At 69.9% G+C, this 21,416-nt stretch carries 17 protein-coding genes; 8 read left to right on the top strand and 9 right to left on the bottom strand.

Annotation, left to right across the window (positions count from 1 at the left end; translation table 11 throughout):
* The 6 genes from AB1578_12415 to AB1578_12390 all read right to left on the bottom strand — a co-directional run.
* On the bottom strand, positions 1 to 242 hold a 242-nt coding region (locus AB1578_12415), incomplete at its 3' end, for an alpha-ketoacid dehydrogenase subunit beta (protein ID MEW6488701.1).
* A 21-nt stretch (positions 243 to 263) separates the two neighbouring features.
* A complete protein-coding gene (locus AB1578_12410) occupies positions 264 to 1,250 on the bottom strand; it encodes a thiamine pyrophosphate-dependent dehydrogenase E1 component subunit alpha (protein MEW6488700.1) in 987 nt (328 codons plus the stop codon).
* Positions 1,234 to 2,307, bottom strand: a complete 1,074-nt coding sequence (locus AB1578_12405; GenBank protein MEW6488699.1) for a radical SAM/SPASM domain-containing protein — start codon at positions 2,305 to 2,307, stop codon at positions 1,234 to 1,236. The genes AB1578_12410 and AB1578_12405 overlap by 17 nt, the downstream gene beginning before the upstream one ends.
* Positions 2,297 to 3,253 (bottom strand): glycosyltransferase family 9 protein, encoded by a 957-nt coding sequence (locus AB1578_12400; protein ID MEW6488698.1) that lies wholly within the window; start codon positions 3,251 to 3,253, stop codon positions 2,297 to 2,299. The genes AB1578_12405 and AB1578_12400 overlap by 11 nt, the downstream gene beginning before the upstream one ends.
* Before the next feature lie 30 nt (positions 3,254 to 3,283).
* Complete coding sequence (locus AB1578_12395; protein MEW6488697.1) at positions 3,284 to 5,356, bottom strand: tetratricopeptide repeat protein; 2,073 nt, start codon at positions 5,354 to 5,356, stop codon at positions 3,284 to 3,286.
* 299 nt (positions 5,357 to 5,655) lie between these two features.
* The gene (locus tag AB1578_12390; protein ID MEW6488696.1) at positions 5,656 to 7,104 is read right to left on the bottom strand and encodes a right-handed parallel beta-helix repeat-containing protein; all 1,449 of its coding nucleotides are present in this window, start codon (positions 7,102 to 7,104) and stop codon (positions 5,656 to 5,658) included.
* Positions 7,105 to 7,516: 412 nt separating this feature from the next.
* Between AB1578_12390 and AB1578_12385 the strand changes: the two genes are divergently transcribed.
* The 4 genes from AB1578_12385 to AB1578_12370 are packed head-to-tail and all read left to right on the top strand — an operon-like array spanning position 7,517 to position 11,631.
* Positions 7,517 to 8,527, top strand: coding sequence for an FAD/NAD(P)-binding oxidoreductase (locus tag AB1578_12385; GenBank protein MEW6488695.1), 1,011 nt, complete (start codon positions 7,517 to 7,519; stop codon positions 8,525 to 8,527).
* Positions 8,515 to 9,477 carry a glycosyltransferase gene (locus tag AB1578_12380; protein ID MEW6488694.1) on the top strand — a complete coding sequence of 321 codons (963 nt, stop codon included), beginning with the start codon at positions 8,515 to 8,517 and terminating at the stop codon, positions 9,475 to 9,477. Before AB1578_12385 ends, AB1578_12380 begins: the two co-directional genes overlap by 13 nt.
* A gap of 49 nt (positions 9,478 to 9,526) precedes the next feature.
* On the top strand, positions 9,527 to 10,534 hold the full coding sequence (locus AB1578_12375; protein ID MEW6488693.1) for a hypothetical protein: 1,008 nt from the start codon (positions 9,527 to 9,529) through the stop codon (positions 10,532 to 10,534).
* Positions 10,531 to 11,631, top strand: a complete 1,101-nt coding sequence (locus AB1578_12370; GenBank protein MEW6488692.1) for a spore photoproduct lyase family protein — start codon at positions 10,531 to 10,533, stop codon at positions 11,629 to 11,631. Before AB1578_12375 ends, AB1578_12370 begins: the two co-directional genes overlap by 4 nt.
* On the opposite strand, the gene AB1578_12365 is transcribed toward AB1578_12370, so the two are convergent.
* Complete coding sequence (locus AB1578_12365; protein MEW6488691.1) at positions 11,580 to 13,016, bottom strand: heavy metal sensor histidine kinase; 1,437 nt, start codon at positions 13,014 to 13,016, stop codon at positions 11,580 to 11,582. The genes AB1578_12370 and AB1578_12365 overlap by 52 nt on opposite strands.
* The gene (locus AB1578_12360; protein MEW6488690.1) at positions 13,013 to 13,687 is read right to left on the bottom strand and encodes a response regulator transcription factor; all 675 of its coding nucleotides are present in this window, start codon (positions 13,685 to 13,687) and stop codon (positions 13,013 to 13,015) included. Before AB1578_12360 ends, AB1578_12365 begins: the two co-directional genes overlap by 4 nt.
* A gap of 249 nt (positions 13,688 to 13,936) precedes the next feature.
* Here AB1578_12360 and AB1578_12355 point away from each other — a divergent pair, with 249 nt between their 5' ends.
* The 3 genes from AB1578_12355 (at position 13,937) to AB1578_12345 (ending at position 19,288) form a co-directional block, all read left to right on the top strand.
* Positions 13,937 to 15,988 carry a sensor domain-containing diguanylate cyclase gene (locus AB1578_12355; protein MEW6488689.1) on the top strand — a complete coding sequence of 684 codons (2,052 nt, stop codon included), beginning with the start codon at positions 13,937 to 13,939 and terminating at the stop codon, positions 15,986 to 15,988.
* A gap of 143 nt (positions 15,989 to 16,131) precedes the next feature.
* Positions 16,132 to 17,436, top strand: coding sequence for a CDP-alcohol phosphatidyltransferase family protein (locus AB1578_12350; GenBank protein ID MEW6488688.1), 1,305 nt, complete (start codon positions 16,132 to 16,134; stop codon positions 17,434 to 17,436).
* A 193-nt stretch (positions 17,437 to 17,629) separates the two neighbouring features.
* Positions 17,630 to 19,288: a CHRD domain-containing protein gene (locus AB1578_12345; protein ID MEW6488687.1), complete on the top strand. Its 1,659-nt coding sequence runs from the start codon at positions 17,630 to 17,632 to the stop codon at positions 19,286 to 19,288.
* 41 nt (positions 19,289 to 19,329) lie between these two features.
* On the opposite strand, the gene AB1578_12340 is transcribed toward AB1578_12345, so the two are convergent.
* Positions 19,330 to 20,274: a patatin-like phospholipase family protein gene (locus tag AB1578_12340; protein MEW6488686.1), complete on the bottom strand. Its 945-nt coding sequence runs from the start codon at positions 20,272 to 20,274 to the stop codon at positions 19,330 to 19,332.
* Between the two features lie 343 nt (positions 20,275 to 20,617).
* Between AB1578_12340 and AB1578_12335 the strand changes: the two genes are divergently transcribed.
* Positions 20,618 to 21,310, top strand: a complete 693-nt coding sequence (locus AB1578_12335) for a PTS sugar transporter subunit IIA (GenBank protein ID MEW6488685.1) — start codon at positions 20,618 to 20,620, stop codon at positions 21,308 to 21,310.
* The last annotated feature ends 106 nt before the right edge of the window (positions 21,311 to 21,416 follow it).

Genomic DNA, 21,416 nt, shown 5'->3' with positions numbered 1-21,416 from the left:
GCGATGGGGGTGTCCATCACCCGGTCCCCGAAGCGCTCCTTGAGGCCCAGGGTGGTGCCGAAGACCCCGCCCGGGTCGTCGATCCCCTCCCCGAGGAGGAAGACCGCCGGGTCGGCCTCCAGGGCCTGGGTCAGGGCCTCCCGGATGGCGTCCCGGTAGGTGAGAAGGCGCCCGCCCTCGGGGGCTCCCGGGGCGGCCGGGAGGGGGCCTCGCTGCTGCTGCTCGACGCGGGTCCAGGGCATGGGCAGGGTCCTCGTCCGAACTCAGGCCAGGGGAGCGAAGAGGCGATCGGGGGTGGGCAAGGGGCTCGCCTGGGCGAAGCGAAACGCCTCCTCGACCTCGGCGCGGAGCTCGGCGGCGAGCGGCTCCAGGCGGGCCTCGCCGCCGGGCTCCCCGGCCAGTCGGGCCCGCAGCGCCGCGACCGGGCAGCGCTCGAGCCAGGCGGCGACCTCGCCGGCGGGCCGGCAGCCGGCCTCGACGTCGCAGGTGGGGCCGACGTGGCCCTTCCAGCGGTAGGTGCGCAGCTCCAGGAGGGTGGGCCCGCCGCCCCGGCGCGCCCGGTGGACCGCGTCCCCGGCCGCCCGATAGACCGCCGCCGCGTCGTTGCCGTCGGCGGCGACGCCGGGCATGGCGTACCCCGCGGCCCGGTCGGCGATCGCCACCGCGGGCTGCCGGGCGCCCTGGAAAGAGTTGGTGGCGTAGAAGTTGTTCTCACACGCGAAGACCACCGGGAGCCGCTTGAGGGACGCGAAGTTGAGGGCCTCGTGGAAGACCCCTTCGTCTACCGCCCCGTCGCCGAAGAAGGCCACGGCCACCCGCTCTTCTCGGCGCAGGGCGAAAGCGAGCGCCGCGCCTACCGCCAGGGGCAGGGTCCCGCCCACGATGGCCGTGGTGCCGGGCATGCCGTGGGCCGGGTCGACCAGGTGCATGGACCCGCCGAAGCCCCCGGCGCAGCCGGTGACGCGGCCGTACAGCTCGGCGGCCAGGGCCCCCAGGGACATCCCCTTGGCGATGCAGTGGCCGTGGGAGCGGTGGGTGCCAAAGATCAGGTCGGCGTCCGTGAGGTGGGCGCACACCCCGGCCGCGGTCGCCTCCTGGCCGATGCACAGGTGCACCGGGCAGCGCATCTCCTGCTCCGGGTAGAGCTCGACGATCCGCTCCTCGAAGAGGCGGATGCACAGCATGGTGCGGTACAGGGCGAAGAGCTGCTCCGGCGACGGGGCGCCGGGCGCCTCAGATGAAGTTCGCATGGGGCGCCGGGTGGGTGAGTTCCCACAGGTAGCGGTTGATCTCGTCCATGCGGCACCCCCGGCGGCACGCCGTCGTGTCCAGGGCGGGCAGGACGTCCCGGAGGAAGCGCCGCCGCGCTTCCCCCCGCCAGATCCCCTCGAAGGTGGTTTCCGCCAGGTTCCCGAGGCGAAACCGGTCGTCCCCGAGAAACGCGCTGCACGCCCAGACATCCGCGCCCGCGTCCACGTACGTCCAGAAGGGCAGCGCCAGGCAGCTCCCGTACCCCCGGTCGCGGCCCGGCGCCAGCTTGGCCGCGGCTTGCTCCCGAAAGATCACCCGGAAGGGTCCGGGCGCGGCCGCCGCGACCTCTTGGCGCAGCCCCTCGAAGCGGGCGTAGTCGACCTCTTCGAACTCTCGGGTGTGGCTGAAGTGGTGCTGGGAGTATGGCTTTACCGACAGGTAATCCGCGCCGATGGCCGCCAGGGCGCGGGCCAGCCCCACGACCTCCTCGGCGTTTTCCGGCAGCAGCAACATCTGGGCCCCGAGGGTGCACGCGGCCTCGGACCGGCGACGCTCTTCTACGGCCGCCGCGAGGTTGGCGAGCACCCGTTCGAAATCCTCGGGCCGCGTGCGGTGGAGCCCGGCGTAGGTCGCGGCCGTGCCGGCGTTGAGGCTCACCCGGAGCCAGGTGAGGCGAGGCAGTAGCTCCCGGGCCAGTTCCCGGGTGAGGAGCACGGCGTTGGTGGTGATTGCGGCGTCGATCCCGGCATCCACCGTCGCCCCGACGATCCCGGCGATCTCCCGGTGCAGCAGGGGCTCCCCCTCGCCCGCGTACATGGCGCTCCGCAAGCCGAGGCGCCCCAGCTCCGCCAGGCGCTCGGCGAGGACGGCGGCATCCAGGAAGCGGGGCCGATACCCTACGTAGTCCAGGGCGCAGAACCGGCAGCGGTGGTTGCAGGCGCCGGAAGGCGAGAACTCGGCGTAGATCGGGAAGACGTCCTCCCCATCGAGCCAGGAAGCCACGCGGCGCGGATGGAGGAGGAGCTTGTGGCTGTCGAGGCGCAGGTCAGCGCTCATCCGTCTCCCCCGTCGTTGGGGGGGGCCGAAGCAGTTTGTCGATCCGTGCCGCCACGGTCTGGGCCGAGATCGACGCCAGGCACGTCTGGTCCTGGGTGCAGTGGGCAGCAAGGCACGGTATACACGCGAGGTCGACTTCCGGGTACACGACTTCGGCCCGACCGTAGAAATACGTCTCGTTGGGGTTGGTCGGGCCGTAGAGGACGACCACCTTCTTCCGCAACGCCAGCGCGATGTGCAGCCCCAGACTGTCGTTGGTGACCAGGAGCCGACAGGAGTGGATCCAGTCCATGTACTCGCACAGGTCGCTCATCCCCCGCTGGGGCGAGTGGGTGTAGCGGCCGTCCAGCAGGCCCTCCAGCTCTTCCCAGCGCGCCCTGGGCCACGCCTTGTTGGGCCACTTGGAGCCTACCGCCCAGTTCAGGCCCACGTCCCAGGTCTCCTCGGTCTTGGGCCGGTAGCCGAGGATGTACTCCTGCCCGTCCCACCGGGCGCCGACGACCTGGAGCAGGGTCTCTTGCCAGGAGGCGGCGTGGGACTTCTTGAGCGCCGGGTCGCGGCTGATGGAGAAGACGTTCTCGCACCCGTCGTAAGGCTGGGCCTCCCCCCGCGCCTCGTCGAAGCGGAAGCCGTGCCGGCGCCATGCCGAGACCGAGTCGGCCAGCGCGCAGATCCCCGGCACCTTCTCGAGGTTGATCACCGTGTCGTAGCGTTCCCGCTGGAGTTGGAGTACCGACGTCAGATCATACGGCAGGAGGCGATCGATGTACGGATTGCCCTCGAGCAGCGGCCGGGCGGCCGCGTCCACGAGCCACGTGACGTGGTCGTCCCGGAAGGGGTAGAGGACCACGGTGGTGCGCAGCACGTCGCCGAGGCTCGAGACGACGCCGATTTCGGGGTCCAGGGTCTCGGAGTAGCCGAGCTTGATGATGAGGATTTTGGCCATGGGAACTCGTCGCGTTGTTGGTTTTAGCCCCTACAGCCCGTGGTCTTTGCGCTCGGGGAGCTGGGTAGCGGGCTCTTGAGGGCCGCCGGCCGCGTGGCCGGGGCTGCGAAGGGCGTTGCAGGCCGGCTCGAAGCCGAGGCGGCACGCTGCCTCCAGGTCCTGCTGGGCATCGACAAGCCGATGCAACTCGCGGTGGATCGTGGCCCGGTCGAAGTACACCTGCGCAGCCATCGGATCAGTCTGGAGAACCGCGTCCAGATCGGCGAGGCCCTCCTCGAGGCGACCCAGAGAGGCGATGCACCACCCCCGATGGTACCGGGCATCGAGGCTTCCCGGCACGGACTCGAGGATCCGGGTGTAGAAGGGGATGGCCAGCTCGCAGGAACCGTCGTCCCGGAAGGAATCGGCGATGTCGATCAAGACGTTTAGAACCAGGTCTGGGTCCTGGGCCACCCGGCGTACGGCCAGGACCTGGAAGAAGTCCCGTTCGGCACGGCTCCACTGACCGGTCTCAGTCAGCAGTTTGGCTCGAACGCCGTAGACCTTGGCCACGTTTTCCGGATTCAGGTCCGGATCCGGCCAGGACGACGATGTGCGAAAACTGGCGTTCACGTGTGACACGCCCCGATCGAGGTCCGCGAGGGCGAGTTCGTAGTTGCCCGCATTTCGATGTTCGACGGCCCGATTATGCCAACCCGCGAGGAGGCCCGGGGATTTCTCGATGACATCGCTCCAAAACGCAATCGGGTCCGTCCAGACGCGGTTTCTGAAGTACGTTCCCGTCCCCAAAGGAACTGCGATCAGGAGGACGGCGGCCGCAATCCAGGGCAGGGGCAGTGCTCGGGGGGAGAACCGAAGCCACGTCACGGCGATCAGCCCGACGCTAGCGGCAAACAGGCCGACGCTGGGAAGGTACATCCGATGCTCGAATACGAGATGCTTTATGGGTATGAAGGAAGACTCCACCGAGGCCGTGATGAAGAACCAGGCAAATCCAAAGGCTGCCAGGCGAGCCCAGGGCGCGGCGACGGGAGGCATGGATCGAGACCTGTGCCAAAGTACCGCCGCCAAGCCGGCCATGGCAAGCAGCACTACCAATGCGGCTAGGACCCCGGGCTCCCACATCGACTCAGAAGCCTGAAAGTCGTGCTGCGCGCGAAGGCCGACCGGCACGAGAAAGAGGGACAGGTATCGCAGGAGAACTCGAAGCTGCGTAATGAAGTAGATGTATGGCGAAAGAGCAAGGAGGTCGGCCTGTTTGGCAATCCTCATGTTCTCGTAAACGTGGCTGGTGGGTGCACTGAGGCCAATCTCCACTGCGAACAGGGAGAGAGGAATCACCAATAGAAGTGCGGCGTACGGCACACAGAAGACGAACCGCCGCCACCTTAGGTGGGATCGCGTGAAGATCAAGCCCTCCACGAGGGCGATCGCGAACGGAACCGTGAACGCGATCTCCTTCGTCCGCATGCCCAGCACACATGCGGCTGCGGACAGGCCCCACAGCGACCAGGGGATCCTTGCGTCCGGACCTCGTTCGGTGCGCCTACGCATGGCGATGTACGAGGTGATTGAGACGAGGTAGAAAAGCGTCGCTAGGGAGGTGAACCGCTGGCTCACGTACGAGACCGCCTGGGTCTGGAGAGGGTGGACCAGGAAGAGGAGGCCGCAGGACCACCCTGCTGCCGTGGTGAGACGCTTCGGCGTTTCTGTGTGCTCTCCACAAAGTATCGAAAGACACCACGATACGAGGAGCGAAACGAGAAGAGAGTTTGAAATGTGAATTGCGACGTTTACGGCATGGTACCACGTCGGCTCCAGACCACCTATCATCCTGTTCAGGGCGAAGGTCAGATATCCAACGATTCGTAGCTCATGAAGGTCGAAGCGAAAGGATCTAAGATCAGAAGTTGCTGGATTGTTTACAATGTAGTCGAAATCGTCTATCACGAAGACGCCGTCGAGAATCACGTTGGAGTAGATGGCGGCTCCAATGACGAGAGACACGGCGACGAACGCAGCCCATCTCCATCCGCAGAGGGCGGGATCCTTGAAAGAGCGTGATGGGAACTCGGCAACTACCATGTCGGGAGGTTTTAGCATGGTGTGTTCGGACCCGGAAGAATGCTCGCGAGAGGGGGGAGATGAGTGTGGAGCCAAAGAGCCGCAACGTACACAGCGACGCTCAAGATAGTTACATATTCTAGACCTTCCAACGGTCGCCGAGAAACCCCCTGGGGGGGTCTCCTGGCGAACGCCCGGTGGGGGCCCTGCGCGGCGCACGTAAGGAGATTGCGGACACCGGGGGCTCCCTCCCTCTGCTCGCACGGCGGCTTTGCCCCGTCAAACGGGCGATGCTTGCCCCGTGCGGCGTCTGGTCATGCTGACGGCCGGCAGCCGGGTCACTGCTCGGGCCGGCTTCGCTCCACCCCCGGCGGGGGGCCGGGTTCCTGGGGGGGGGCTTCGCCGGAGTCCTGGCGCAGGGGGAGCCAGGCGGGGGGACCTACGGGGAGGGGGGCGGGGGCGGGGGGGGTGTAGACGATGCGGTCCACGGCGTAGGTGTCGTCGCCGAAGCCTTCGTAGCGCACGGGTTCCTGGTCCCGGCCGTCCCAGAAGCGGGAGAGGTTCTCCTCGGGGCCGGGGGCCATCTCGGCGAGGGTCTCCGGGTCCCAGGCGTTTCCCGCCACCGAGAAGACCCCTTCTCCGGGGGGGACCTGACCTTCGATCAGGAAGGGATTGCGGGTTCCGGCATCCCGGGCGGTGCCGAGCATGATGCCTCGGGAGCCGAGGCGGCGCTCGAAGTCCGCGGACTGCTGTACCCCCAGGCGCACGTGCCAGTGGTTGCCGACAAAGAGGTTCCCCGTGGCGTCGGGGTAGGACGAGAAGTCGGCGAAGAGCGCCACCTCGTTGTCCCGGAAGAGGTTCCCCTCGATGCGGGCGTTGCCCTTCTTGTCGAGCCGGACCGCCTGCCCGTTCTTCTCGAAGGCGCAGTACCGCAGCAGGGGGCCCGAGAACTGTTCGGCCGAGAAGGCGACCTCGTTTTCCTGGAAGGTGCAGGCGTCCACCAGGGGGTGGGTGAAGTGGGCCGCCGAGATGCCCACCTGGTTCTTCCGGAAGGTGCTGAAGGAGAAGATGGGGCTGCGGCGGGTCTGGCTCAGGTCGGCCGCCACCTGGTTGCCCTCGAAGGTGCACCCGTCGATCCGGACGTCGCACTGGTTGTGCTGGACGAAGGCCGCGCGGTTGTTCCGGAAGACCGAGCGGGCCAGGTCCACCCGAGCCGCGTTGTGGGCCCCCAGGGCAACCCGGTTGCCGGTGAAGGTGAGGCCCGAGGCCCGGGCGCGGGCGCTGTTTCCTACGGCCAGCCCCACGTGGTTGTCCTCCAGCACCACGTCCCGAAGTTCGCCGTGTCCCTTGAGGTCCAGGGTGAGGGCGGTCTCGTTGCCGTGGAAGCGGGACGACGTGACCCCCAGGAAGCCGCCCCGCACGGTGACGGCGTTACGGGCCCCGGAGACCTCGACCCGGTGCAGGCGCACCACCGCCGCCGGGGAGTTGGCTTCGATGATCGAGGGGTCGGCGTCGGTGCGGCCCCGGAGCACCACGGGTGCGTCTGCGGTTCCCGAGGCGTACAGGGAGCCCTCGACGAAGAGCGATGCCTCGTCGCCGGTCACGGTCACCCGGGTGCCGGGCAGGAGGATGAGGGTGGCGCCCGCGGGGACCGTCACCGAGGTTTCGAGGACGCGGTCTCCGCTCCACGTCACGGTTCCCTCGAGGACCATGGGCTCCCCGGCCATGGCTTCGGCGGCGAGGAGGGTAGCGGCGGCGCAGGCGACGGCGAAGGGTCGTCGAAGCATGAGGCTCTCGCAGTACAGCGGGGCGCGGCGGAGGGAGGGTCTCTCGAGTTTCCGAGCATTGCGGCCCATGATACCTGGGGCCGCCGAATGAGAAAAGTACGCAGATGGGCCACGATCCACCACCTAGGTGACGAGCGGGGTCCCGGAGCCCTTGCGCTCCGCCCCGTAATCCGCCGAGTTCGGAGTCCGCGTAGCCGAGGGAGCCGGCGCGCCGAACCACACCGGTTTCGGACTCGCTGCCGCGGTTCGGTCGAGGCGGTACGGGGCTGCGCTCCAGGACTCCCGGACCCCGCCCCAAGATTCGGTGGTGGTTCCTGTTGGGCCGAGGCCCGCGGGTCCTGCCGGTTGACACGCCCCCCCCGGGCCGTACACTCTCGAACCTCTTCCAACCCCCTCGTGTGCGGAGCGGACGATGCGACAGTATGTGATCCTGGGGTGCGGGCCGGCGGGGCGGGCGGCGGCCCGGGAGGTGCGGCGCCAAGACCCCAAGGGGGAGGTGACCCTGGTGTCGCGGGAGTTCACCCCGTTCCACCTGCGGCCGGCCCTGGCGGACTTCGTGGCGGGGGCCCTGGGGCGCCGGGAGGTGGTGGTGCAGGACCCGGAGCTGGCGGAGGACCCCGGGGTGGCGGTGCGGGCGGGGTGCCGGGTGTACCGGCTCTTTCCCCACGAGTCGCGCATCCTGCTCTCGGACGGCACGAGCCTGTACTTCGACCGCCTGCTGCTCGCCACGGGCTCGACCCCCCGGCTGGCGGACTACGCGGCGCGGCTGCGAAACAAGGTGCACACGCTCGCGTGCTTCAGCGACGCGGTGCGGCTGACCCGGCTGGGGCTGCCCCGGGACGCCTGGGTGTTGGTCTCGGGGGAGGGGCACGCGGGGCTCGAGGTGGTGCGGGCCTTCGCGAAGCGGGGGTGCCGGGTGGTCTACCTCACCACCCACACCCGGTTCTGGAGCCCGGGCTCGCCGGTGGCCCGGGCCGACGTGCTCCAGAAGCTCTTGTCGGAGAAGGTGGAGGTGCTCTTCGGGGAGGCGGTGCTCGACGTGATGGACTTGAACGGGGAGGGCTACCGGGTCATCACCTCGAGCCGGCGCGCCATCGACGTGGGTCTGGTGTGCGAGGCCCGGGAGCTGGTGCCGGCGGTGGAGTACCTGGAGGGGAGCGGGCTCGTGGTGGACCAGGGGGTGGTGGTGGACCGGGAGCTGCGGACCAACTTCGACAACATCTTTGCCGCGGGTGACGTGGCCCGGGTCTTCGACAGCGAGGGGAACTGGCACCGGGTGAACTTCGGCTGGCAGAGCGCCGGGCGCCAGGGAGCCGTGGCGGGCCACAACCTGGTCCAGGGCGGCGGGCAGTCGGTGGAGGCGGGGGAGGGGTTCTTCGCCGACCTCGCGGGCGGCAAGCTCCTGGAGCGTTGGGCGCCCTGAGCCGCCCCGTCCCCCCCGTCTTCCCCGCTCCCGGCGTCTCCGTCGTCATCCCCACCCGCGACCGCCGGGAGCTCGCCGCCGAGGCGGTGGCGAGCGTGCTCGCCCAGACCTGGGCGGAGCTGGAGCTCGTGGTGGTGGACGACGGGAGCGCCGACGGCACCGCCGAGCACCTGGCGGCGGCGTTCTCGGACCCGCGGCTTCGCGTGGTCCGCCAGGAGAACCGGGGGGTGAGCGCGGCCCGCAACCGGGGGGTGGCGGAGACCTCGGGCCCCTGGATCGCCTTCCTGGACTCGGACGACCTCTGGCTTCCGGAGAAGCTCGAGCGCCAGCTCGCCGCGGTGGCCGAGCCCCCCGGGTGGTCTGCGTGCCACACGGAGGAGGTGTGGTACCGGCGGGGGCGCTGGGCCAACCCCCGCAAGGTGCACGCGAAGCATGGGGGGTGGATCTTCCCCCACTGCCTGCCCCTGTGTACCATCAGCCCCTCGTCGGTCCTCCTGCGCCGCGACCTCTTCGCCTCCCTGGGGGGCTTCGACGAGAGCCTCCCGGCCTGCGAAGACTACGACCTGTGGCTGCGCCTGGCGGCGGCCCACCCCGTCCTGCTCCTCGCCGAAAAGCTCACGGTGAAGCGAAACGGGCACCCGGGGCAGCTCTCCCAGGAGCACTGGGGGCTCGATCGCTTCCGGGTGCGCGCCCTGTGGAAGGTGGCCCTGGACCCCGGCGTGAAGACCGAGTATCGGCGCCTGGCCCTGGAGGAGCTCGGCCGCAAGGCCGAGGTGGTGGCCCTGGGCGCGGAAAAGCGCGGAGAGATCACGCGGGCGGCGGTGTTTCGCCATTCCCGGCAGGAGGCGGAGCGGTGCCTGGAGGAGCTAGAAGCGTGTGAACAAATCGTCGCGAGCAGGCCGGAGTGCAAGGCGCGTGCGAGGGAACGACGAGACATATCAAGCAGATAGGCGAGGAGCGAACGAGTGCGCAACGCAGCAATTCGGCCGCGCAGCAGATTTGCCCACACGCGCTGACTGGCGGCGGGTGAGCCTGGGGGAGCTGGTGCTAGCGCCGGAGCGGTACGCCTTTTCCTGGCCCGGCGAGGGCGACGCCCCCCTGCGGGAGAGCCTGGCGCGCTTCGGGCAGCTCCGGCCCCTTGTGGTGCTCGGGGGGGCCGCGCACCAGGGTGGGCCGGTCCTTGCCGCCGGGCACCGGCGGGCGGCGGCCCTGGGCGCCCTGGGGGAAGACACGGCGTGGGCCCGGGTGCTTGTCCTCCCGTTCGGCGAACCCGGCACCGACCCGCCGGAGCTCTGGGATCTCCTCCTGGAGGACCACCTGGCGGCCCGGCCCCTGAACCCCGCAGAGCTCGGGCTGTACGTGCGGCGGCGCACCGCCGGGACTGGGGAATCCTTCGCCGGCCTGCCCCCGCAGCTCTTCCGGCGCCTGGGGCTCCCCCCGCGCTCGGGCGCCCTGGAGGACTACCTGTGGATTTCGGAGCTCCCGGCGGTGCACCGGGACGCCTTCGCCCTGGGCCGGCTCCCCCTGGCCGGAGTGCGGGTGCTCCTGCGCGCCCCCCGGGAGGACGCCCTGGCGCTCCTCGACCTGGTGGGCGCTTCATCGAAGAGGGAGGGGGCGGGGGCCGGGGCGGCGGTGGGGGTGAACAAGCTTTCCGAGATCGCCCGCTGGGCACTGGAATGTGCCTGGGGGGAGGGGCTCTCCCTGGCCGCCTGGGCCGAGCGGGAGGGGCTTTGGGCCTTCGCGGGAGAACCCGAGGCCCTGCGGGCCCAGGTGCGCCGGCGCCGCTACCCGGAGCTCTCCGCCTGGGAGGCGGACTTCCGGGAGGACTCCCGGGGGCTGGGGCTCCCGCCGGAGGCCCGCGTCTCCCATGCGCCGGGGTTCGAGGGGGGGCGGCTTACCTGCACCGTCTCCTTCGCGTCCCTCCCGGAGCTCGGGCGCAGCCTCGATGCCCTGGAGGAGGGGCTTCGGGCGGGGCGCCTGGACCGACTGGGGCGGTACCTGGGATGAGCTCTCCTCCCTTCGACCTCGTCGAGGTGGACGCCGACGCCGCTCCCCTGCCCTTTGCCGAGCGGTTCCTCGCACGCCTGCCCGGGTCGATCCCGGTGCGCCTGCGCCGGCAGGGCGACCCGGCTCCCACGGGCCGGCGCACCGTGCACGTGACCGGGGAGCCGGGGGCCTTCCTCAAGCCCTGCCCGTGCAGCCCCGGGGCCGTGCGGTGCGGGTACCGCGTGTTCACCCCCGCCTTCCAGTGCCCCTTCGGGTGTACCTACTGCTTCTTGCGCCTCTACGCCCCCGACGCCCCCCTGACCCTCTACGCCAATCTGGAGGACGCAGCGGCCGAGCTCAGGGGGGCCGCCCGGGCATGGGAGGGGGAGGGGGAGGGTCCCGTGCGGGTGGGGACCGGGCAGTTCGCCGACTCCCTGGCCCTGGACCCCTGGACCGGCCACGCCCGGTGGCTCCTGGACCTCTTCGAGCCGCTGCCGGGTGCGCAGCTCGAGCTCAAGACCAAGAGCGCCCGGGTGGAGGCCCTGCTGGTGCGGCGCCCTCCCCCCAACGCGGTGGCTGCCTGGTCGGTGAACCCGCCGGAGCGCATCGCCTCGGACGAGCCGGGCTCGGCGAGCCTGGCCGAGCGGCTGGGGGCGGCGGCCCAGGCGGCCCGAGCGGGCTACCGGGTGGGTTTCCACTTCGACCCCGTGGTGGCCGAGGAGGGGTGGGAGGCGGCGTACCGAGAGGTGATCGGGGCGCTCTTCGCCGCCGTGGAGCCCAGCCGGGTGGCCTGGGTGAGCCTGGGCACCCTGCGGTTTCCCCCGCGGTTCCTGGAGGAGTGGGGGCCGCGGCTGCGCGGGCGGCGGGCCTTCTTCGGGGAGCTGGTGCCGGGGGAGGACGGCAAGCTCCGCTACTTCTGGCCCCTGCGAAAGCGCGTGTACCGCATCCTGGCCGATGCCCTGCGGCGCCAGGGAGGCCCGGAGCTTCGGGTCTACCTGTGCATGGAGTCGCCGGCCATGTGGGGGGCGGCCCTGGGCTGGACCCCCCGGGAGGACCAGGTGGAGGGCTACCTCGCGGCCGGGGCGCCGGCGGGAGCTTCGGACGCGGGGGGAAGGTAGACGATGAAGGCGCTGCCCTCGTCCACCTTGGACTCCACCTCGATGCGGCCCCCGTGCACCTGGGCGATCCAGCAGCAGATGGAGAGGCCCAGCCCGCTCCCGCCCTGGGCCCGGGCTCGGTGCTTGTCCACCCGGTAGAACCGCTCGAAGATCCGCTCCCGGTCCTCGGGGGGGATGCCGATCCCCGTGTCCTTGACCGTCACCCGCACCCACCCGGCATCGGTGCGCCCGTGGGAGAGGAAGACCCTTCCCCCGGCAGGGGTGTACTTGACCGCGTTGTCCAGGAGGTTCCAGAAGAGCTGGCGCAGCCGCAGGGGATCGGCCAGCACCGGAGCCGGCGGCCCCCCCGCGGAGGTGAACCGCAGTCCCTTGTCCTCGGCCAGCAGGGTGGCCTGGGCCGCCACCTCGCCGAGCACCTCCGCCAGGTCGAGCGGCACTTTGTGGACCGTGGCCTCCCCCAGGTCGCCCTTGGCCAGGAGGAGGAGATCTTCGACGATGCGGCCCATCCGGTGGGCCTCCTCCAGGCTCGAGGCGAGCACGGCTTGGTACTCCTCGGGGGAGCGGGGCTTTCGAAGCGCCACCTCCGCCTCCCCCCGCAGCACCGTGAGCGGTGTGCGCAGCTCGTGGGAGGCGTCGGCGGTGAACTCCCGCACCCGCCGGAAGGCATCCTCGAGCCGGCTCAGGAGGCCATTGACGTTCTCGGCCAGCTCCCGCACCTCGAGGGTGCCGGCCTTTGCAGGCAGGCGGGCGTCGAGGGTGTCGGCGTCGAGCCCCCGCAGCTCCTCCACCACCGTGTCCAGGGGCCGCAGGGCCCGTCCCGCCAGAAACCACCCCCCGAGCAGTGCGATGAGGAGCAGGCCGGGAATCCCCACGGCCAGGATCCACAGCACCTGATGCAGGGCCTCGAGCACCGGCCCCAGGCTCGTGGCCACCTGCACCACGTTGCGCACCCGGGAGCGCACCACCACGGGGTAGGTGAGCATCCGGATCGGCACCGGCTCGTCCTCGAAGGTTTCGTAGATCATCTCGCCGTGGACCGCCCGGTGGAGGGCTTCGGGCGAAACGGGAAGGCGGCGCCGCTCCAGGTTGGGGGTCCGGGAGTCCACGTTTCCCGAGGGGTCGAGCACCTGGATGAACTGCCCGGCGGTGGGGACCCCGAAAAACTCCTCCAGGAGCCGGGTGAAGTCGGTAAAGCCGGGCCGCAGGAAGTTGCGCACCGAGGACTCGGCCACCACGTCGGCGAGCGCCAGCAGGCGCTGGTCCACGCTGCGATACAGGCTGTGGGCAAGAAACGCGTAGAGCGCTCCCCCGAACGCGAGGACGATGAAGAAGAGGAAGGCTCCGTACCACAGGGTGAGCTGCGCCCGCAGGGTCTGGGGCTTCACGGCTCCTCCCGCAGCACGTACCCCACGCCGCGCACGGTGTGGATGAGCTTGGGCTGGAAGCCCTGGTCGATCTTCTTGCGCAGGTAGTTCACGTACACATCGATCACGTTGGTGTAGGAGTCGAAGGACTGGTCCCACACGTGCTCCGAGATCATGGTGCGGGTCAGCACCTGGCCTGCGTGGCGCAGGAAGTACTCCAGGAGCGCGTACTCCTTGGCGGTGAGCTCGATAGGCTGTCCTGCCCGGGTCACCCGGCGAGAGGCGGGGTCCAGCGTGAGGTCCGCCACCGAGAACGTGGGGGAACGGGTGGGTTTGCCCCGGCGCAGCAGCGCCCGTACCCGCGCCAGGAGCTCGGAGAACGCAAAGGGCTTGGTCAGGTAGTCGTCGGCCCCCAGGTCGAGCCCCCGGACCTTGTCGTCGAGCCGGTCCCGGGCCGTGAGCACCAGCACGGGGGTGTAGACGCCTTCTTCCCGCAGCCGCCCGAGCACCTTGAAGCCGTCGAGCTTGGGCAGCATGAGGTCGAGGACGATGAGGTCGTAGGGGTTGACCTGGGCCAGGGCCAGCCCCTCTTCCCCGTCCGGCGCCAGGTCCACCGCATAGCGCTCTTCTTCGAGCCCCTTGCGGATGAAGGAGGCGACCTTTTCTTCGTCTTCCACCACCAGGATTCTCATCTCGGCCTCCGCCCGTGGGGGTTACGGGTGTGCGCCGCGTGCAGCCTGCGAAGCGCAGCCGCCGCCGGCAGGGGCGAGCCACGCCCCCCGCCCGGGGCACGGTTGGTCGCTTGCATACGTTACCAGCCGGCGATCCCCGGGGCCAAGGGTTCGCGCTTGACATGCCGTGGGCCGCTAGAATAGAGTTTCGCTAAGTTGTTGAACCCATTGATATTTTGGGTCTGAAACCGCCCGATGCCGAGCAAATACTTGCCCAAATTGGAGAGAATACTTCCCACCGCCCTCTGGGAGCGGTTTGCAGACCAGATGGGGAAGGCGTCGGGGCTCTCGGTGGCCGTGCTCGACTCCCGGGGCGCTCCCCTGCCGGGGCGCGGCGACCTGGAACCCCTGTGTCCAAAGGGGAAGGAAGGCCAGGGGGAGGGCTGCCTCGGGTTCTACCGCAAGGCGGTGGCCCAGGCCGGGCGGGGCGAAGACGCGCTGCTCTTCCGGTGCCCGGGAGATCGGTTGGTCTTTGCGGCCCCCGTGCGCCTCGAGATCGCTCCCTCGGTGCCGCCCCTGATCCTCGTGGGGGGCGCGGTTCAGAGCCCGCCCGGCCGGGACGGGGGGGGGGACGCGGCGAGCCCGGGCGCGTCGGAGCCCCGCCGCCTCCTGGAGATGGCTCGGCTCGCCCAGTGGATTCTCGGGGTCGCCATCCAGGGCAATCTCCGCCGCGAAGAACACGGCCGGCGCCAGTCGCAGGTGATGACGCTCTTCGACGTCGCCTCCGACCTCACCCAGGCGGCTTCCGTCCACGAGGTCTTCGCCCTGGCGCTCAACACCCTCGGGGTGCTCTTCGAGGTCGGGGACGCGGCCCTCTTCCTCCACGAGCCGGGCACCGGCGCCTACCGGGTGCACACGGCCATGGGGGGAGTGGAACGGGTGCTCGGGACGTGGGCGTTCCCCGCGGAGGGCCGCCTGCGCGAAGAGCTCCTGCGTCCCACCGGGGCGGTGCGCCTGGAGGATGCCCGGGACCTGGCGCCCCTGGGCTTGCCCGAGGAGGTGGAGAGCGCGAGCCTCTTTGCCCTGTGGGGGCTGGGAGGGCCCCTGGGGCTCCTGGCCCTTTTCAACGCAGGGCTCACCGCGGAGGACGAGCAGATCATCCGGGGGTTCGCCGGTCAGCTCTCCCTTACCCTGGAGAACCGGCGGCTGCGGGACCAGTTGGGGGGCAAGAGCGTGGAGCTCCAGTCGGTGCAGGAGACGAGCCGGCGCTTCCTGAGCTGTCTCAAGCCCGAGGAGCTCTTCCACGCCATCCTGGAGGAAGCCCGCAAGATCACCGGCGCCCAGAAGGGGAGCGTGATGGTGGCTGCCAACGGCAGCGGGGAGCTGCGGGTGCAGTCCGTCGCCGGGACCCACGAGCGCGTGGTCGAGAAGCTGCGCGTTCCTACGGGGCGGGGCATCGCAGGGCGGGTGTTCGCCACGGGCGACCCGATCGTGGTGGCCAACGTGGAGAAGGACGGGCGGTTCCAGCGCCGCAACCGGCCCCGCTACGTGACCAAGAGCTTCCTGTCGCTCCCGATCTTCCTCGAGGGGCGGATCGTGGGGGTCCTGAATCTGGCGGACAAGATCACGGGCGAGGTCTTCAGCGAGGAGGACCTGCGGTTGCTCCAGACCCTGGCGGCCCAGGCCACCATCGCCATCGAGCGCTCCACCTACTACGCCCAGAGCCTGGAACTGCGGAAGATCTCCATCACCGATCCCCTCACGGGGCTCCTCAACCGGCGCTATTTCCAGGAGCGCCTGGCGGAGGAGGTGGACCGGGCGGTGCGCCACGGGCACGCGCTCGCCCTCATCATGATCGACATCGACCACTTCAAGGACTACAACGACGCCAACGGCCACCCGGCGGGAGACCGGGCCCTGGTGCTCGTGGGCCGGGCGCTCCGGGCCAGCATTCGCGCCATCGACGTGGTGAGCCGGTTCGGAGGAGAGGAGTTCGCGGTCATCCTCCCCGAGACCCGCGCGGAGGGGGCCATCGAGATCGGCGAGCGGATCCGGCGGGAGATCGAGAGCCTCTACTTCGCCGGGGAAGAATCGCTTCCCACGGGCCGGCTCACCATCTCGCTGGGGGTCGCGGGCTTTCCCGAAGACGCCCGCGACATGAAGAGCCTGGTCCAGAGGGCCGACCGGGCGCTCTACCTGGCCAAGGCCCAGGGGCGAAACCGCATCGTGGCCTACGCGGCGCCCGAGGGCCGTAACGGCGGCAAGCCCTCGCCCAGGCCCGAGCCGGCAGCCCAGCCCCCTTCCTGGACGAAGGTTCTGTAAAGGCTGCTCGTTGCTTGTTGTCCGTTGCCCGTTGGAGTTAGGCGATAGGCGGCTCCGCTCCTAAGCCGCCCAGCCGCTTGGCGGCCCGGCGTCCCTTTTGCTACCCTGCGGGCCGATTCCCTTGCCCGTTCGGGAGCTGCCTCGTGCCCTACCAGCCCATCTTCCTCGAGATCCTCCTCCCGGTCCTCCTCATGGTGGCGGCAGAGCGGTTTGCCGTGTATCGCTTCCTGCGCACGCCCGCCCAGGTGGCGTGGGTGCGCAGGCACCGCATCCTGTGGCCCAACTCCATCAGCCGCCTGCGCTACCCCATGGGGTTCCTGGCGGTAGGGGTGATGCACCTGGGGTGGCCCAAAGCGGCCTTTCTCTTCTTCGCCTTCTGGATGATCACCGACATCACCGACGGCGACATCGCCCGCCGGTGCGGCCTCTCCACGGAGCGGGGCGAGACCATCGACCCCTTCTCCGACAAACTCATGTACACTCCGGTGCTCCTCTATTTTGCCTGGCAGGGGCTCCTCACCCCCTGGCTCGTGGGGCTCTTCCTCGTCTTCGACTTCGCGGGGCAGCTCTCCCGGCGGTTCATCTCCCGCAAGGCGGCCAACCTCTTCGGGAAAGCCAAAACCTTCCTCGTGGTGGTGCTCCTCTCCATCACCGCCATCACCTGGATCTACGGCGGCACCCACGACCTGTCGGGGCTCGCCCGCACGATCCGCCCCCTTCTGGCCTTCTGCACGGGGCTGGCCTTCTGCTCCCTGGCCTTCAAGGTCATTCCCAACTACTGGTACGCCAACATCCTGAGTCTGATGAACCTGTTGTGCGGCCTGGGGGGGATCTGGGTCATTCTGGCGGGGGGGCCGCCGGTGTACGCCTTCGGCCTGGTGTTCCTGGGTCAGTTCCTCGACCTCTTCGACGGGCGGGCGGCGGAGAAGTGGGGCTCGACGCCCCGGGGGGAGATCTTCGACGACGTGGCCGACGGCACGAGCTTCGGCCTCACCGTGGGCCTCATCGTGGCCGTGTCGTTCCAGGACTGGCGGGTGGGGGCGATCTTCGGGCTCACTCACGCCGGGGCGACGGCCTACCGCCTGGTGCGCTTCGTGGTGGAGAAGCGAAAGGCGGGTATTGCCGGGGGGGTGAAGACCTTCTCGGGCATGCCCTCCCCCGGAGGGGCGCTCCTCGCGGGAAGCGCCTGCCTGCTTTTCGAGTCGGAGCTCTGGCAGGGGCTCCTGGTGGCGGCCACGGCGCTTGCCATGGTCTCGCGCATCCCCTACCTCCACTTCGGCCGGGCCGCGCTCCCCCACATCCCCAAAGTCGCGCGGGTTCTCTTCCTCGCCCTCTTCCTCTTCCTCCTGGCCCAGGGCGTGCGCCGCGACGACTACGTCGCCCCCCTCGTCATCGTCTTCGTGGCCGCCGTGGGCTACCTCGTCTCACCCCTCTTCCAGCGGCGGTAGCCCCCCAGGTTCCGACTCCTTTTCGCCCCACCGGCAGCAAGGGAAAAAGTAGGGTTTTTCCCCATGGCGCCCCCGCGCGAGGCTCCTACGTTGAGCGTGGAAAAGCAGTTCCCGCGCGGCCCTTCTCCAGGTTCAACCCTCGCGCAGGTGAGGGAAGCCGCCGGGGAATGGGTTCTCCAAGAGGAGGTGAGCCATGAGACACAACCCGTGGAGTGCAAAGTTCACTTTGCTGTTTGCCGCCGTGGCCTTGGCCGCAGCGCTGGTTGCGTGTGGTGGGGGAGGGGGCGGAGGCGGCGTCACGTTTCGGGACGCGGCGCCTGCGGACTTGGCGAACCGGGCGTTCGCCTTTGGGCCGGGGCTCTTCTCGGACGACCCTCAGGACCCCCGGAGCGCTGATTCCTCGACCCTCGTCATCGGCTCCTTCCACGGGGACCGGGCGGCGTTCGCCCTGGTGAACGATGCCGACGGCTCCGTGGTGGCCGGGAGCCTCGCGGTGGGGAACTCGTGCACCGTGACCGTGAGCTTCCTGGAGCTTGCCGGAGAGGAGCTTCGGGTGCTTGCTCCCGACGATCCTGACGCCGTTTCCGTGCTCGACCCCTGCGAGATCGGGAGCGACGGGAGCCTGCGGGTGGCCGACGACCAGCTCGAGACGTTCCTGTCGAGCCCCGGCCGGGCGCCGCAGGCGGTGCTCAACCTGTCGATCCCGCTCGCCGCGGCCTACGAGGTGCCCGGGAATCTAGCGGGTTTGGCGCTGCTCGAAGGGCGATCGGAGACGGGCACCGCCAGTCTCGCCCTGTACGAGGGGAACGTCCTGTCCTACTCCCTGGCCGTCGAGGGCCTGACCCAGGGCGACGCGCTCACGGTGTCCCACATCCACCGGGGCGACGTACACGAGAACGGACCCGTGGTGATCACCCTCGTGGGCGGCCCGGCCCAGGCCAGCGGCGTGCGCCCCCTGGACACCATTCCGCAGTTCGACGGGGGCACTTCCGTCACGGCCTCTGCGGCGCTGACCGGCGCCGAGGTGGCCGATCTGACGGCTGCGGGCAACCACTTCTACGTGAACGTGCACTCGAACCAGGTCGGGGCCGGCGTGGTTCGCGGCCAGATCGGCCAGGAGATCGTCCTTGCCTCCAACGTGTTCCTGTCGACGGCCAACGAGGTCCCTCCCGTGCCCGGTCGCACGGAGACGGGTTTGGCAGTGATGCGAGGCGTGGACGGCGCCGCACCGGCGATGAAGTTCTTCCTCGAGGTCTTCGACTTGGACCCGACCGACGCGCTGCAGGTGGCGCACATCCACTCGGGCGGCCCCACGGAGAACGGACCGGTCGTGATCAGTCTGGTGGGAGGGCCCGCCCAGCCGCCCCTGAGGCCGCTGGACGTGCTGCCGGTCTTCGGCGGCGAGACCTCGGTGCGGGGAGAGGTGCCCGTCAGCGCCCAGGAACTGGCGGACCTCGTGGATCCTACCCGCGCCTGGTACGTCAACATCCACTCTACCCAGGTGGGCTCGGGGCTGGTGCGGGGCCAGCTGCGGGAGGTCACATTCGCCAACGCGATCCAGCCCATCCTGACGCCGAACTGCGCGGTCGCCGGGTGCCACGGGACGCCGCTGGGCGCGCCCATGTCACTGTTGGCGGGAGTCGCCTACGGAAACCTCGTGAACGCTCCGAGCCTCTCGTTGTCGAGCGAGCTCGCCCTGAGGGTGGCTCCGGGCAGCACGGCCCAGAGCGAGCTCTACCGCCGCGTGACCTCGGCGGATCCCCTGATCCGCATGCCCGTGGTGGCGCCCCTGAGCCAGGCACAGATCGACCTGATCGGCCGGTGGATCTCGGGAGGAGCCCTCGAGGACTGAATTGGCGGCTCCCTGGGACTGGTGGTCTTCCGCCGGGGCGGTCACGCCGCCCCGGCGGCTGGCTTTTTCCGCAGCGGCGTCCTGAAGCCGGCAAACGCCTGCGCGGTGCGCTCCTTCCCCACCTGGACGAGCTCCCCGGCGCGGTGGAATTCGTGGATCTGGCAGGCGTCTCGCGGGATCTCGATGAGCACGTCGGGGGCCTGGGCGGCGAGCTGGAAGCGGGCGATGCGGCTCTGCATGGTGTCCATGGAGCGGGAGATCACGTCGAAGAGGCCCAGGTCGGGGCCCCTGGGGGCGGCGAGATCGCCGAGGGCGGCCAGGAACTGGGCGATGCGCCGGCGGTAGCCGTCGCCACCGGTCCCGCCGCTGGCGTCGGAGGAGGACGCCGCCGGTTCGGGCTCTGGAGCGGGCGGGGCACCGCGCACGGGCGCGGTCGCGTTGACCGCCACCGTGAGGTCGGTCAGGTCCCGCAGGGTGGGGGCGATGGGGATGGGGTTCACGAGCCCCCCGTCCACGAGCAGGCGCCCGCCGATTTCCTGGGGGGTGAAGATCGTGGGGATCGCGATGGAGGCGCGGATGGCGTCGAAGAGGGAGCCCCGGTCGAGCCAGACTTCCCGGCCGGTGTCGAGATCCGTGGCCACCGCGGTGAAGGACAGGGGCAGCGACTCGATGGCCCGGTCCCCGATCAGGTCGCGCAGCACCCCCATGAGCCGCTCCCCCTTGATGAGGCCCCGGCCGCCGAAAGAGAAGTCGAGCAGCCGCAGAACGTCGACCAGGTCCAGCGCCGAGACCCAGCGGCGATAGACGTCGAGCTCCCCCGCCGCGTAAATGCCCCCCACCAGCGCTCCCATGGACGAGCCGGCGATGGACCGGATCTCGTAGCCGTGCTCCTCGAGCCACCCGATCACGCCGATGTGGGCGAGCCCCCGGGCGCCGCCGCTGCCGAGGACGAGGGAGACGGTGGTCTTCTTGGGGAGCTTCTTCATGGGGCCTCAGGCACCCCAGGAGCACACGCCCGGCTGGATACCTGCACAACGAGCCGGGCCAGCTCCTTCTCGCGCACGATGCGGGACGTGACGGATCACACGGCATGGACCAACGAGCGCCAGCTTACTGGCGCCTTATGGGATCGACAAGCGGGTCCCGGCCTCTGCACAGGAATCCACCCCCGGGCATCGGGAGGGAGAGGCACGAGGCGCAGCCGAACACCGGGGGTTCCATGCTAGCAGTCCAGTAGACGCGCTCTCTTTTTCCTTGACAGCATCGGGACATCGTGGAGCATCATCCTGTTCCTGTCCCAAAGTGTCCACTGGAGAGGAAGGAGCCGGCATGGAGCTCTCGGTGCGGGACGCGGCGCGGCTGCTGGGCGTGTCGGAAAAGACGGTGTACCGGTGGGCTCGAAAGGGGGAGATTCCCCTCACCCGGGTGAACGACCAGTACCGGTTCCACCGGGTGGAGCTCCTGGAGTGGGCCACGGCCCGGAAGATCCCGGTCTCCCCGGAGATCTACCAGGAAGCCTCCGACGAGGCCCTGCCCGACCTGGCGGAGGCCCTGGAGGGGGGCGGGATCTTCTACCGGATCCAGGGCACCGGGGTGCCCGAGGTGCTCCGCACCGTGGTGGACCACCTGCGGCTTCCCGACGAGGTCGACCGGGAGTACCTCTACCAGGTGCTCCTGGCCCGGGAGGAGCTCGGTTCCACGGGAGTGGGCGACGGCATCGCGATCCCCCACCCCAGAAATCCCATCGTGCTCCACGTGCCGCGCCCCACGGTGACGCTGTGCTTCCTGGAGCACCCCGTGGACTTCCGTTCCCTGGACGGCAAGCCCGTCCACACCCTCTTCACCCTGGTGAGCCCCACGGTGCGGGCCCACCTGCACCTGCTCTCCCGGCTGGCGTTTTGCCTGCGCGACCCGACCCTGGGGCAGCTCCTCGCCGAGCCCGCAAGCCGCGACGTGCTCCTCCAGGCGTTTCGGGAGGTGGAGCGGGAGATCCCGGTGCCCCGGAAGGGCAAGGTCGCATGACGGGTTTTCTGGCCGCCCTGGCCCTGTACGGGGCCGGGGGCGCCGCGGCCCTGGCCGCTTCGGGGCGGCCGCGGCTGGCGCTTCGCCTGGGGGCGGCGGGGGCCGT

It is taken from the genome of Thermodesulfobacteriota bacterium (assembly GCA_040756475.1).
Taxonomy (GTDB): Bacteria; Desulfobacterota; Deferrisomatia; order Deferrisomatales; family JACRMM01; genus JBFLZB01.
This window is presented reverse-complemented; position numbering and strand designations above follow the sequence as displayed.

Excerpts from the sequence above, each read along its gene's own strand:
- AB1578_12345 (MEW6488687.1), top strand. The coding sequence starts at position 17,630 with ATGAGACACAACCCGTGGAGTGCAAAGTTCACTTTGCTGTTTGCCGCC.
- AB1578_12390 (MEW6488696.1), bottom strand. The coding sequence starts at position 7,104 with ATGCTTCGACGACCCTTCGCCGTCGCCTGCGCCGCCGCTACCCTCCTC.
- AB1578_12395 (MEW6488697.1), bottom strand. The coding sequence starts at position 5,356 with ATGCTAAAACCTCCCGACATGGTAGTTGCCGAGTTCCCATCACGCTCT.
- AB1578_12400 (MEW6488698.1), bottom strand. The coding sequence starts at position 3,253 with ATGGCCAAAATCCTCATCATCAAGCTCGGCTACTCCGAGACCCTGGAC.
- AB1578_12340 (MEW6488686.1), bottom strand. The coding sequence starts at position 20,274 with ATGAAGAAGCTCCCCAAGAAGACCACCGTCTCCCTCGTCCTCGGCAGC.
- AB1578_12410 (MEW6488700.1), bottom strand. The coding sequence starts at position 1,250 with ATGCGAACTTCATCTGAGGCGCCCGGCGCCCCGTCGCCGGAGCAGCTC.
- AB1578_12370 (MEW6488692.1), top strand. The coding sequence starts at position 10,531 with ATGAGCTCTCCTCCCTTCGACCTCGTCGAGGTGGACGCCGACGCCGCT.
- AB1578_12360 (MEW6488690.1), bottom strand. The coding sequence starts at position 13,687 with ATGAGAATCCTGGTGGTGGAAGACGAAGAAAAGGTCGCCTCCTTCATC.
- AB1578_12335 (MEW6488685.1), top strand. The coding sequence starts at position 20,618 with ATGGAGCTCTCGGTGCGGGACGCGGCGCGGCTGCTGGGCGTGTCGGAA.
- AB1578_12405 (MEW6488699.1), bottom strand. The coding sequence starts at position 2,307 with ATGAGCGCTGACCTGCGCCTCGACAGCCACAAGCTCCTCCTCCATCCG.
- AB1578_12385 (MEW6488695.1), top strand. The coding sequence starts at position 7,517 with ATGCGACAGTATGTGATCCTGGGGTGCGGGCCGGCGGGGCGGGCGGCG.